Below are 12,800 nucleotides of genomic sequence, written 5' to 3'. Positions count from 1 at the left end.
TTAATCTTTTAATATATACCTTGATAAAATGAAAGTAATCGGAATCGTGATAATTAAACCGACGAAAGGTGCGATAAACTCCTTAAAATGGAAATAATGTACAAAAATAAATATAAATAATGTTTGCGTTCCCATATTAACGACTTGTGTTAATGGAAAGGCTAAAAATTTTTTTAATGTAGGTTGAACTCTATAAACGAAGTAACAATTGAGATAATATGAAATAACAAAAGAAACGACAAAACCGATGATGTGACTCATTAAATAATGCACATGAAAAAGGTATAAAAATAATAAATATACTACATAGTAATTTACGGTGTTTATCCCACCCACAATGACAAAGCGGATGAGTTCGTACATTCTTTCTGTTTTAAACAAATGTATTCCTACTTTCATTCTAATATGTTGACGTGTCGATTAAGATAGCTATTGACGTTAAAAACAATTATACTTATTGTTGTAGAAAAAGCATTTAACGGTTAAGGACACAAATTATATATAGATTAAAACTATGATAAATATAACATAAATCATATTTTAGTGTGTAAATGATTCTAGATAAAGAAAGATGAAAGTGAGTGAAACGTGTTGGTAATTCAATGGTACCCGGGCCATATGGCTAAAGCAAAACGAGAAGTGACAGAACAATTAAAAAAAGTTGATGTTGTATTTGAACTTGTTGATGCACGTATTCCATATAGTTCACGTAATCCAATGATTGATGAAGTCATTCAACAAAAGCCACGTGTGGTAATTTTGAATAAAAAGGATATGGCTAATTTAAATGAATTAACGAAATGGGAAGCGTTTTTCAAAGATAAAGGGGCTATACCTGTGGCGGTTGACGCAAAACATGGAAAAGGATTGAAACAAGTCGAAGCGGCAGCAATTAAAGCGACAAAAGAAAAGATGGATCGTGAAAAAGCTAAAGGTTTAAAACCGCGTGCAATTAGAGCGATGATTGTCGGTATTCCAAATGTAGGCAAATCAACATTAATTAATAAATTGGCGCACCGTGCCATTGCGCAGACGGGAAATAAACCAGGTGTAACGAAACAACAACAATGGATAAAAGTTGGTAACTCGCTACAATTACTTGATACGCCAGGGATATTATGGCCTAAATTTGAAGATCAAATTGTTGGGAAAAAACTAAGTTTAACAGGGGCAATTAAAGATAGTATTGTTCATTTAGATGATGTTGCGATTTATGGTTTAGAATTTTTAATTGAACATGATTATGAAGGATTAAAAAATCATTATAAAGTTGACGTGGATAAAGGTGCAGAAAATATAGCTTGGTTTGACGCCATTGGGCGTAAACGTGGTCTTCTTCGCCGTGGCAGTGAGATTGACTATGAAGCTGTAATTGAATTGATCGTTTACGACATACGTAATGCTAAAATTGGAACGTATTGCTTTGATTTATATGATGCTTTTAAAATGAGTGATGAACAAAATGACAACTAAAACCATACGTGAAATTGAAAAGGAACTCGGTCAAATTCATACAATAGAAACATTAGAAGCGCATCCAAGTAATGTAGACCCTAGAAAAGGTGTGCAAAAGGCATTGATGCGCCAACGTAAGCATATTGAAAAGCGTATGCAAATGCTACAGGAATATGAGGCGATGTGCACATATGAAAACGAGATATTAAGTGAAAACCCGCATGCACTCATTTGTGGCATTGATGAAGTAGGGCGAGGACCTCTAGCTGGTCCCGTTATTGCGAGTGCTGTCATTTTAGAACGCGATCACAACTATATTGGTATGAACGACTCAAAAAAATTAAACAAAGTAGCACGAGATCAATTAAATCGTAAGCTACAGACAAATGTAAAAGCATGGGCAATCGGGGCGGCAACGTCAGATGAAATTGATGAATTAAATATTTATGAAGCAACAAAAGTAGCGATGTATCGAGCGATTCAGAATCTAGATGTGAAACCCACACACTTTTTAATTGATGCAATGCATTTAGAAAATGTTGCAGAACCACAAACCTCGATTATTAAAGGGGATGCTAAAAGTGTTTCAATAGCAGCAGCTAGTATTATTGCGAAGGTTTACCGCGATTCGTTAATGGAGGCATATCATCATGAATTTCCACAATATGATTTTCAAAATAATGCAGGTTATGGAACAAAAAAACATTTAGAAGGTTTGGAAAAATTTGGTGCGACACCTATCCATCGCCGGTCATTTGAACCCATAAAATCGTTATTACGTTAAAGTGAGAATATTAAAATATTTGGAATTTTAAGTTGAATTGTTTTAATATGTAAATATGTCCAAAAAGAAAGGAATTAAACAAATTTATGGATGAAACATTACAAAAACTTTATACGGTATTAGTACACTTTGAAGAGACGAATACTGAAATTACTGAAGACGAAAACAAATTACGTAAAATTAAAGATGAAATAGAATCGAATTTAAATATTTCTATAGAGAAAGAATCACAAGCAGATTTAATTCGCATTTTAAAAGAACATCAATTTGTGGTTGAATCTACTGAAGACGAACAAAAAATTGTAAGTGTTCCGATGGACGACGATACACAAATCACGTTTCAAACAGATAAATAAAGTAATATTAAAAGCTCACATACACAAAAGGATGGTATGTGAGTTTTTGTATTGTAAATTGAACATAAAGTGACACGTGATATGAAGCCGCTATAGAATGACGGACGAAAGGATTGAAAGATACGTAAAAACAAGCGTCTATCTGTTTACAATAGCGCTTACATTTTCTATAATTGAAAATGAACTTAACCTTAAGAAACAGGAGGATGGAGTATGAATATCCATGAGTATCAAGGAAAAGAGATTTTTCGCTCAATGGGCGTAGCAGTACCAGAGGGGCGCGTGGCTTTCTCGGCGAAAGAAGCTGTGGAAAAAGCGAAAGAATTAGACAGTGATGTATATGTGGTGAAAGCACAAATCCACGCAGGTGGTCGCGGTAAAGCTGGCGGTGTTAAAATTGCCAAATCTTTATCTGAAGTTGAAACATATGCAAATGAATTACTTGGCAAAGTGTTAGTTACACATCAAACTGGTCCTGAAGGTAAAGAAGTAAAACGACTTTACATTGAAGAAGGTGCAAATATTCAAAAAGAATATTACGTTGGCTTCGTAATTGATCGTGCAACGGATAGAGTGACGTTAATGGCATCTGAAGAAGGTGGAACTGAAATTGAAGAGGTCGCAGCATCAAATCCTGAGAAAATCTTCAAAGAAACCATTGATCCAGTTGTTGGGTTAGCACCTTATCAAGCACGTCGTATCGCATTTAATATTAACATTCCTAAAGAGTCAGTAAATAAAGCTGTTAAATTCTTAATTTCTTTATACAATGTGTTCATCGAAAAAGATTGTTCTATCGTAGAAATCAACCCACTTGTTTTAACAGGTGAAGGAGACGTTTTAGCTTTAGATTCTAAAATTAATTTTGATGACAATGCATTATTCCGTCATAAAGATATTTTAGAGTTACGTGACTTAGACGAAGAAGATCCAAAAGAAATTGAAGCGTCTAAGTATGATTTATCATATATTGCATTAGATGGTAACATTGGTTGTATGGTTAACGGAGCTGGACTAGCGATGGCGACGATGGATACGATTAACCATTTTAATGGTAACCCAGCAAACTTCCTTGACGTAGGGGGCGGCGCTACAAAAGAAAAAGTAACTGAAGCATTTAAAATCATTTTAGGTGATAGCAATGTGAAAGGTATTTTTGTGAATATTTTCGGTGGTATTATGCGTTGTGATGTTATCGCTGAAGGGATTGTAGCAGCAGTTAAAGAAGTTGATTTAACATTACCTTTAGTTGTACGTCTTGAAGGTACAAATGTTGAAATTGGTAAGCAAATTTTAAAAGATTCAGGTTTAGCAATTGAACCAGCTACAACAATGGCTGAAGGTGCGCAAAAAATTGTTAAGCTTGTAAACGAAGCGTAAGGAAAGGATGGGACAACGAAAATGAGTGTATTTGTTGATAAAAATACAAAAGTAATCGTACAAGGTATTACAGGGTCTACAGCCCTTTTCCATACTAAACAAATGTTAGAATATGGTACACAAATCGTAGCAGGTGTGACACCTGGTAAAGGTGGTCAAGTTGTTGAAGGAGTACCTGTGTACAACACGGTTGAAGAAGCGAAAAATGAAACGGGTGCGAATGTATCTGTGATTTATGTACCAGCACCATTTGCTGCAGATGCAATTTTAGAATGTGCAGATGCAGAGTTAGATTTAGCGATTTGTATTACTGAACACATTCCTGTTATTGATATGGTTAAAGTAAAACGTTATCTTGAAGGTAAAAAGACACGCCTCATTGGACCGAACTGTCCAGGTGTTATCACTTCTGATGAAACAAAAATTGGTATTATGCCAGGGTATATTCACAAAAAAGGACACGTAGGTGTTGTATCTCGTTCAGGTACTTTAACATACGAAGCTGTACATCAATTGACAGAAGAAGGTATCGGTCAATCTACAGCTGTAGGTATTGGCGGTGATCCTGTTAATGGTACAAACTTCATCGACGTATTAAAAGCGTTCAATGAAGATGAAGATACGCATGCAGTTGTAATGATCGGTGAAATTGGTGGCACAGCTGAAGAAGAAGCGGCTGAATGGATTAAAGCTAATATGAAAAAACCTGTCGTTGGATTTATTGGTGGGCAAACTGCCCCTCCAGGAAAACGTATGGGTCATGCTGGGGCGATTATTTCAGGCGGTAAAGGGACTGCTGATGAAAAAATTAAAACACTTAACGCTTGTGGTGTTAAAACTGCAGATACACCATCTGAAATTGGCTCTACCTTAATTCAAGCTGCCAAAGATGCAGGTATCTATGAACAATTATTAACAGTTAAAAAATAATGGTAAGTTTTCAATGGAGCTAGGACACAACTCATTTTAATTTTGATTGCTCCTAGCGCCTCGCTGTTCTAGGCCCTTACTTCAACTAATTTTGAGCGCAGAAATCTCTTGGATTTCTGCGCTCAAAATGAATTTTCGGTTTCTACTTAACGCCTCAGAATTCTCGGCTAAAGAAGCGATTAAAGCGATGTTTAATTCGCCACACCCCGCATAAAGACTAAATATATATCTATAACCAACAAAGTGCATGTGTGAAGCATTTTGTTGCTTTTTTGATTAACGGGGTAACTATGTCCCAGCGATTTAATTTGTTCAATAACATCAAGGGTGTGATGCGGATAATGATTTGAAGTTGATGTGCTGTTTTGACTTGTATTGTGCACATAGAAAAAGTGACATGATGGTCAATGATGAGTGTCTAAATTATTTGATTAACCATATATATACGTGTTAAATATTTAGAGATATCAATTTTAATCCTTTTTTTAGACACATGACACCGCATTGGAATGCGATACAATAGTTGTGAGGTGACAATATTGTGCTACTAAAAAATTTAATAAGATTATGTTACGCAGGATTTACGACACAACAACTTTATCGTCTTTTCAAAAAACCATTGGACGTGTTAACCAATGATATCACACAGACATTGCACCAGCGTATTACTTATGAAAATCATCCTTTGTTTCATACCAAACTCCAAAAATTCAACGCGCTAAATGCCTCTCAAATTCTATATCAGCTATGGCAGGCTCACATTACGCCAATTACAATTTTAAATGATCAATATCCACGTCTCTTAAAAGAAATCTACCAGCCACCCTTAATATTATTTTGCAAAGGTAACCTTTCGCTATTAAACGCAGCTTCATATAAATTAGCGATAGTAGGTGCACGCGATTTTACGCAATATGGAGATGAAGCTGTACGTTATTTGCTTCAAAAGATGAAGCGTGCTTCCATTATTGTTGTATCAGGACTTGCTAAAGGTACGGATGCACTTGCACATTACAATGCATTGAAAAATGAGATGCCTACTATAGGTGTGTTAGGCTTTGGGCATCAATATCATTATCCTTCTGAAACAAAACCATTACGCCATACATTAGAAACGAACCAACTTGGTTTAACTATTAGTGAATATCCTCCTATGACCCCACCGGCTAAGTTTCGTTTTCCTGAGCGCAATCGTTTAATTAGTGGGATAAGCCATGGGGTTTTAGTGACAGAAGCGAAAGAGCGAAGCGGTGCACTTATTACACTAGATCAAGCACTAGAACAAAATAGGAATGTATATGTATTACCTGGAGATATGTTTAATAAGCATACAAAAGGTAATATGATGCGTGTTAAAGAAGGGGCTGAAATCGTACTCTCGGCTGAAGATATTTTAAAAGATATGAATACGTCAATTCGGTGAACTTGATCATAATTAAATACAAAAGATTGACAAATATAAATTTTACAGTTTATCATTTATCTTTGTAAACAGAAATAACAAGGGGGGAACTGCTTTGGCAGATAATCTTGTCATTGTTGAATCGCCTGCAAAAGCTAAGACGATAGAAAAATATTTAGGTAAGAAATATAAAGTAGTTGCATCAATGGGACATGTGCGTGATTTGCCTCGAAGTCAAATGGGTGTTGATGTAGAAGATAATTACGAACCTAAATATATTACCATCCGCGGTAAAGGGCCAGTCGTTAAAGATTTGAAAAGATATGCTAAAAAGGCGAAAAAAGTTTTTCTAGCAAGTGACCCCGATCGTGAAGGTGAAGCGATTGCATGGCATTTAGCTCATATTTTAGAATTAGAAGACAGTAAAGAAAACCGTGTTGTGTTTAATGAGATTACAAAAGATGCGGTAAAAGAAAGTTTTAAAAATCCTAGAGGTATTGAAATGGAACTTGTCGATGCGCAACAAGCACGACGTGTACTAGATCGATTGGTAGGTTATAATATTTCTCCAGTACTATGGAAGAAAGTAAAAAAAGGTTTATCAGCAGGTCGTGTACAATCCGTTGCGTTAAGGTTAGTCATCGACCGAGAAAATGAAATTCGCAATTTTAAACCTGAAGAATATTGGTCAATTGAAGGTGAATTTAGACATAAAAAATCCAAATTTACAGCCAAGTTTCTTCATTATAAAGGAAAACCGTTTAAGCTATCGACGAAAGATGACGTCGCTGTCATTACGAAAGCGTTAGATGGTAATGAATTTGAAGTTTCGAATGTGACTAAAAAAGAAAAAACACGTCGTCCGGCAAATCCTTTTACAACTTCAACGTTACAACAAGAAGCAGCACGTAAATTGAATTTTAAAGCACGTAAAACGATGATGGTTGCGCAACAATTGTACGAAGGTATTGATTTAAAACGTAAAGGTACGATTGGTTTAATTACGTATATGCGTACGGATTCGACACGTATTTCTAAAGATGCGCAAGCTGAAGCTAAAAAATATATTCAAGCGGAATATGGTGATGCTTATTTAACAAAAGCGGTGTCTAAAGGAAAACAAGGTGATCAAGATGCGCATGAAGCGATACGTCCTACAAGCACTATGCGTACACCAAATGAAATGAAACCATTTCTTACACGTGACCAATATCGCTTGTATAAATTGATTTGGGAACGTTTCGTGGCAAGTCAAATGGCACCTGCGATTTTGGATACAGTCGCTGTAGATTTAACTCAAAACGATGTGAAATTTAGAGCAAATGGCCAAACGATTAAATTTAAAGGTTTTATGACGCTTTATGTCGAAATGCAAGATGACAAAGAAAAAGATAAAGAAAATCGTTTGCCTGAACTAAACGTAGGAGACACAGCTTTAGCGACTAAAATTGATCCGGCACAACATTTTACGCAACCACCACCACGATATACAGAAGCACGCCTTGTTAAAACTTTAGAAGAACTTAAAATTGGCCGTCCATCAACATATGCACCGACGATTGATACAATTCAAAAACGTAATTATGTTAAGAGTGAAAATAAACGTTTCGTGCCAACTGAATTAGGTGAAATTGTGCATGAACAAGTGAAAGACTATTTCCCTGAAATTATAGATGTTGATTTCACCGTAAATATGGAAACGTTGCTGGATAAAATTGCTGATGGGGATATCGCATGGAAAAAAGTAGTGAGTGATTTTTACAATAGTTTTAAGCAAGATGTAGAGCGTGCTGAATCTGAGATGGAGAAAATCGAAATTAAAGATGAACCAGCGGGCGAAGATTGTGAAAAATGTGGCAGTCCGATGGTGATTAAAATGGGGCGTTATGGTAAATTCATGGCATGCTCTAACTTCCCGGATTGTCGTAATACTAAAGCAATTGTAAAACCAATTGGCGTCACATGTCCAAAATGTAAAAAAGGTGACGTTGTCGAACGTAAATCGAAGAAGAATCGTGTGTTTTACGGATGTAGTGGTTATCCTGAGTGTGATTTTGTTACGTGGGATAAACCTGTTGGCCGTGATTGTCCAAAATGTCAGCATTATTTAGTTGAGTCTAAAAAAGGACGCACATCGCAAGTGGTATGTTCAAATTGTGATTATAAAGAAGAAGTTCAAAAATAAGGAGGAAATCGCATGACTACAGTTAATGTCATCGGTGCAGGTTTAGCTGGTTCAGAAGCAGCCTTTCAATTAGCGGAACGAGGCATTCAAGTCAATTTATATGAAATGCGCCCTGTTAAACAAACACCAGCGCATCATACAGATCAATTTGCAGAGCTTGTATGTTCAAATTCTTTGAGAGGGAACAGTTTAACGAATGCGGTAGGTGTATTGAAGGAAGAAATGCGACGCTTAAATTCTTTGATTATAGCTGCTGCTGACAATGCACGCGTACCTGCTGGAGGAGCATTAGCGGTTGACCGTCACGATTTCGCAGGTTATGTTACAGAAACGTTAAAACAACACCCTAATGTGACTGTAAAACAGGAAGAAATCACTGCAATACCGGAGGGTCCGACAATCATTGCAACTGGGCCTTTAACGACTGAATCCCTTGCAAAAGAAATTGTTGATTTAACTGGTGAAGACCAATTATATTTTTATGATGCAGCGGCACCGATAATTGAAAAAGATTCCATTAACATGGATAAAGTGTATTTAAAATCAAGATATGACAAAGGTGAAGCGGCATATTTAAATTGTCCGATGACGGAAGAAGAGTTCAACCGTTTTTATGAAGCGGCAATGGCTGCAGAAGTTGCACCGGGTAAAGATTTTGAGAAAGAAAAGTACTTTGAAGGTTGTATGCCGTTTGAAGTGATGGCAAGCAGAGGGCCAAAAACATTATTGTTTGGCCCAATGAAACCTGTAGGCTTGGAAGATCCAAAGACAGGAAAGCGTCCATATGCAGTTGTACAATTAAGGCAGGATGATGCTGCTGGTACATTATATAATATTGTAGGCTTCCAAACGCGACTCAAATGGGGCGCACAAAAAGAAGTTATTCAACTCATACCTGGTTTAGAAAATGTAGACATCGTGCGTTATGGTGTGATGCATCGAAATACTTTTATCAATTCTCCTGAAGTGTTGTCAGAAACATATGAATTTAAAAATAGAAGAAATTTATATTTTGCTGGACAAATGACCGGTGTTGAAGGTTATGTTGAAAGTGCTGCGAGTGGTATGGTTGCAGGAATCAATCTAGCGCATCGCATACTTGAAAAAGGAGATGTCATTTTCCCTAGAGAAACGATGATGGGAAGTATGGCGTATTATATTTCACACGCAAACAATAACAAAAACTTCCAACCGATGAATGCTAATTTTGGCTTGGTTCCAGCTTTAGAAGAACGAATAAAAGATAAAAAAGAACGTTATGAAACTTTAGCGCAGCGTGCCTTATCCTATTTAGATCATTTCAAACAAACGCTGTAAAAAATAAAAAAATAAATTGGCAAAATAAGCAAAATTTAGATAACTACGAAAATTCATTGTTTAAACTATGCAGTTCCCCTTGTCATTATGCTACAATGCTAATGATGGAGGGGTTTTTACTTTGGAACATATCCAGTATCAGTTTTTATACATGTTAAAGCGTGAACGATTTTTTTCTGAACATACATTGAAAGCTTATGAGGACGATTTAAAACAATTCAATCAATTTTTACAACAAGAACAACTTTCGTTACGGGAGTTTGAATATCGTGATGCACGAAGTTATTTAGCAATGTTATATAATCAAGGTCTACAGCGCACGACGGTTTCTAGAAAAATATCAACGTTACGTACATTTTATAATTTTTGGTTAACGCAAGATACAACTATTACGAATCCGTTTGTGCAACTTGTACATCCCAAAAAAGAGTCGTACTTACCCTCATTTTTTTATACCGAAGAAATGGAAGCTTTATTTAAAACTGTAAAGGAAGATCCGAAAAAAGGGAGACGTGATCGCGTCATTCTCGAGCTTTTATATGCAACGGGAATACGTGTTTCAGAATTAGTAGATTTAAATATTTCTGATGTTGACTTGACTATGTGTGTATTAAAAGTCATGGGGAAAGGAAGCAAAGAGCGCATTGTACCTTTCGGTGAGTTTTGCAGACAAAGTATTGTAGACTACCTTGAGCACTTTCAACCCGTACAAAGACAATCTCATGGTAAATTAATTGTGAATTTAAAAGGAGAACCAATTACTGTAAGGGGCATTAGGTATATATTGAACGAAATCGTAAAACAAACAGCAGGTGTATCCGCAATTCATCCACATAAATTGAGGCATACCTTTGCGACGCATATGCTTGATGCTGGTGCTGATTTAAGGACGGTTCAAAGTTTGTTGGGACATGTTAATTTATCAACAACAAGTCGATATACACACGTATCAAATCAGCGTTTGAGAAATGTTTATTTAAATGCACATCCACGTGCAAAAAAAGGAGAGTAGTTTATGAGTTCATCAATTCATGCGACAACAATTTATGCTGTAAGACATAATGGTCATGCAGCTATGGCAGGAGATGGTCAAGTAACACTTGGTGAACAAGTGATTATGAAGCAAACTGCAAAAAAAGTGAGACGTTTATATCAAGGGCGTGTCATTGCTGGTTTTGCAGGAAGTGTAGCTGATGCATTCACATTGTTTGAAAAGTTTGAAGGTAAACTGCAACAATATAGTGGTAACTTAGAACGTGCTGCAGTAGAACTTGCGAAGGAGTGGCGTGGGGATAAGCAACTACGTCAATTAGAAGCGATGTTGATTGTGATGGACAAAGATTCTATCTTAGTTGTTAGTGGTACTGGTGAAGTAATTGCGCCAGATGATGATTTAATTGCCATTGGCTCAGGTGGGAATTATGCCCTTAGCGCAGGACGTGCGTTAAAACGACACGCGACACATTTATCTGCACGTGAAATGGCTTATGAAAGTCTTAAAGTAGCTGCTGATATTTGCGTTTTCACAAACGATCATATTACAGTGGAAGAATTATAATGGAGGTTCAAAGCATATGGATCAAAATGCCATTACGTATACCCCTAAAGAAATTGTAGCAAAATTAAACGAGTATATTATTGGACAAGATGAAGCGAAAAAGAAAGTGGCAATTGCACTTAGAAACCGTTATCGTAGAAGTCTCTTAGAAGATGAAGTAAAACAAGAAATTGCACCTAAAAATATTTTGATGATGGGACCTACAGGTGTAGGTAAAACTGAAATCGCACGACGTATGGCTAAAATCGTTGGTGCACCTTTTATAAAAGTTGAAGCGACAAAATTTACTGAGGTAGGATATGTGGGGCGCGATGTTGAAAGCATGGTGAGAGACCTTGTAGATGTTGCCGTTCGTCTAGTTAAAGAAGAAAAGAAGAACGCAGTTAAAGATGAAGCAACTGCAAAAGCAAATGAGCGACTAGTGAAGCTACTGGTGCCTAGTATTAAGAAAAAAGCATCACAATCTTCTAGCAATCCGCTTGAGTCATTATTTGGTGGCGCAATACCGAACTTTGGTCAACAACAAGAAGAAGAGGAAGAACCGCCTACAGAAGAGATTAAAACAAAGCGATCTGATATAAAAGTGCAACTTAAAAATGGACAACTTGAAAATGAAAAAGTCCGTATTAAAGTTGAACAAGATCCAGGTGCACTAGGTATGATGGGGAATCAACAAAATGAGCAAATGCAAGAAATGATGAATCAACTCATGCCTAAGAAAAAAGTAGAAAAAGAAGTACCAGTGAAAACAGCACGTAAAATTTTAATCGATGAGTATGCAGAAGAAATGATTGATCACGAAACTGCGAATCAAGAGGCATTACAATTAGCTGAACAAATGGGTATTATCTTTATAGATGAAATCGATAAGGTTGCTACGAATAGTCAATATAGCGGTGGACAAGATGTGTCTAGGCAAGGCGTTCAACGTGACATTCTCCCTATCCTTGAAGGTAGCGTAATTCGTACGAAATATGGTACCGTTAGTACTGAACATATGTTATTTATCGGTGCAGGTGCGTTCCACGTATCCAAACCAAGTGATTTAATACCAGAACTACAAGGTCGATTTCCAATTCGTGTCGAACTTCAAAGTTTAACTGTAGAGGATTTTGTAAATATTTTAAAAGAACCAAAACTTTCTTTAATCAAGCAGTATGAAATGTTGCTTCAAACAGAAGAAGTTACTGTCAAATTCACGGATGAAGCAATTCATCGTTTAGCGGAGATGGCGCATCACGTTAACCAAGAAACAGACAATATTGGCGCTAGACGATTACACACAATTTTAGAGAAAATGTTAGAAGATTTATCATTTGAAGCACCAAATATGCCACATGCACATGTAGATATCACACCTCAGTACGTAGACGAAAAGTTAAAATCAATTTCTACAAACAAAGATTTAAGTGAATTCATTTTATAAAAAGGAG

Annotated in this window: 12 protein-coding genes; 11 read left to right on the top strand and 1 reads right to left on the bottom strand. The window is 36.4% G+C overall.

The annotated features are described in order from the left end of the window. The gene (locus SHYC_RS07965) at positions 1–399 is read right to left on the bottom strand and encodes a GtrA family protein (protein ID WP_052257837.1); all 399 of its coding nucleotides are present in this window, start codon (positions 397–399) and stop codon (positions 1–3) included. 192 nt (positions 400–591) lie between these two features. Between SHYC_RS07965 and ylqF the strand changes: the two genes are divergently transcribed. From ylqF to hslU, 11 genes are all read left to right on the top strand, one after another. Next, a complete protein-coding gene (gene ylqF, locus SHYC_RS07960; protein ID WP_039647653.1) occupies positions 592–1,473 on the top strand; it encodes a ribosome biogenesis GTPase YlqF in 882 nt (293 codons plus the stop codon). Further along, positions 1,454–2,239, top strand: coding sequence for a ribonuclease HII (locus SHYC_RS07955; protein ID WP_039646076.1), 786 nt, complete (start codon positions 1,454–1,456; stop codon positions 2,237–2,239). The genes ylqF and SHYC_RS07955 overlap by 20 nt, the downstream gene beginning before the upstream one ends. 86 nt (positions 2,240–2,325) lie before the next feature. After that, on the top strand, positions 2,326–2,595 hold the full coding sequence (locus SHYC_RS07950; protein ID WP_039646074.1) for a hypothetical protein: 270 nt from the start codon (positions 2,326–2,328) through the stop codon (positions 2,593–2,595). A 213-nt stretch (positions 2,596–2,808) separates the two neighbouring features. After that, positions 2,809–3,975, top strand: coding sequence for an ADP-forming succinate--CoA ligase subunit beta (sucC, locus tag SHYC_RS07945; protein WP_039646072.1), 1,167 nt, complete (start codon positions 2,809–2,811; stop codon positions 3,973–3,975). 21 nt (positions 3,976–3,996) lie between these two features. Beyond that, the gene (gene sucD / locus SHYC_RS07940) at positions 3,997–4,905 is read left to right on the top strand and encodes a succinate--CoA ligase subunit alpha (protein ID WP_039646070.1); all 909 of its coding nucleotides are present in this window, start codon (positions 3,997–3,999) and stop codon (positions 4,903–4,905) included. A gap of 541 nt (positions 4,906–5,446) precedes the next feature. After that, on the top strand, positions 5,447–6,328 hold the full coding sequence (dprA, locus tag SHYC_RS07935) for a DNA-processing protein DprA (protein ID WP_039646067.1): 882 nt from the start codon (positions 5,447–5,449) through the stop codon (positions 6,326–6,328). 94 nt (positions 6,329–6,422) lie between these two features. Beyond that, on the top strand, positions 6,423–8,492 hold the full coding sequence (gene topA, locus SHYC_RS07930) for a type I DNA topoisomerase (RefSeq protein WP_039646065.1): 2,070 nt from the start codon (positions 6,423–6,425) through the stop codon (positions 8,490–8,492). A 12-nt stretch (positions 8,493–8,504) separates the two neighbouring features. Further along, positions 8,505–9,809: an FADH(2)-oxidizing methylenetetrahydrofolate--tRNA-(uracil(54)-C(5))-methyltransferase TrmFO gene (gene trmFO, locus SHYC_RS07925; RefSeq protein ID WP_039646064.1), complete on the top strand. Its 1,305-nt coding sequence runs from the start codon at positions 8,505–8,507 to the stop codon at positions 9,807–9,809. A 121-nt stretch (positions 9,810–9,930) separates the two neighbouring features. Continuing rightward, a complete protein-coding gene (gene xerC, locus SHYC_RS07920) occupies positions 9,931–10,821 on the top strand; it encodes a tyrosine recombinase XerC (protein WP_039646062.1) in 891 nt (296 codons plus the stop codon). Positions 10,822–10,824: 3 nt separating this feature from the next. Continuing rightward, positions 10,825–11,367: an ATP-dependent protease subunit HslV gene (gene hslV, locus SHYC_RS07915; protein ID WP_039646060.1), complete on the top strand. Its 543-nt coding sequence runs from the start codon at positions 10,825–10,827 to the stop codon at positions 11,365–11,367. Positions 11,368–11,383: 16 nt separating this feature from the next. After that, entirely contained in the window at positions 11,384–12,793 is a 1,410-nt protein-coding gene (hslU, locus tag SHYC_RS07910; protein WP_039646058.1) for an ATP-dependent protease ATPase subunit HslU, read from the top strand. Positions 12,794–12,800: the final 7 nt, after the last annotated feature.

The organism is Staphylococcus hyicus, from assembly GCF_000816085.1.
Classification (GTDB): Bacteria; Bacillota; Bacilli; order Staphylococcales; family Staphylococcaceae; genus Staphylococcus; species Staphylococcus hyicus.
Note: the sequence above shows the minus strand (reverse complement) of the source record. Positions and strands in the feature narration are given on the sequence as shown.

Coding starts and splice junctions, on each gene's coding strand:
- SHYC_RS07965 (WP_052257837.1), bottom strand. CDS start 399: ATGAAAGTAGGAATACATTTGTTTAAAACAGAAAGAATGTACGAACTC.
- SHYC_RS07955 (WP_039646076.1), top strand. CDS start 1,454: ATGAACAAAATGACAACTAAAACCATACGTGAAATTGAAAAGGAACTC.
- SHYC_RS07950 (WP_039646074.1), top strand. CDS start 2,326: ATGGATGAAACATTACAAAAACTTTATACGGTATTAGTACACTTTGAA.
- sucC (WP_039646072.1), top strand. CDS start 2,809: ATGAATATCCATGAGTATCAAGGAAAAGAGATTTTTCGCTCAATGGGC.
- sucD (WP_039646070.1), top strand. CDS start 3,997: ATGAGTGTATTTGTTGATAAAAATACAAAAGTAATCGTACAAGGTATT.
- trmFO (WP_039646064.1), top strand. CDS start 8,505: ATGACTACAGTTAATGTCATCGGTGCAGGTTTAGCTGGTTCAGAAGCA.
- hslV (WP_039646060.1), top strand. CDS start 10,825: ATGAGTTCATCAATTCATGCGACAACAATTTATGCTGTAAGACATAAT.
- hslU (WP_039646058.1), top strand. CDS start 11,384: ATGGATCAAAATGCCATTACGTATACCCCTAAAGAAATTGTAGCAAAA.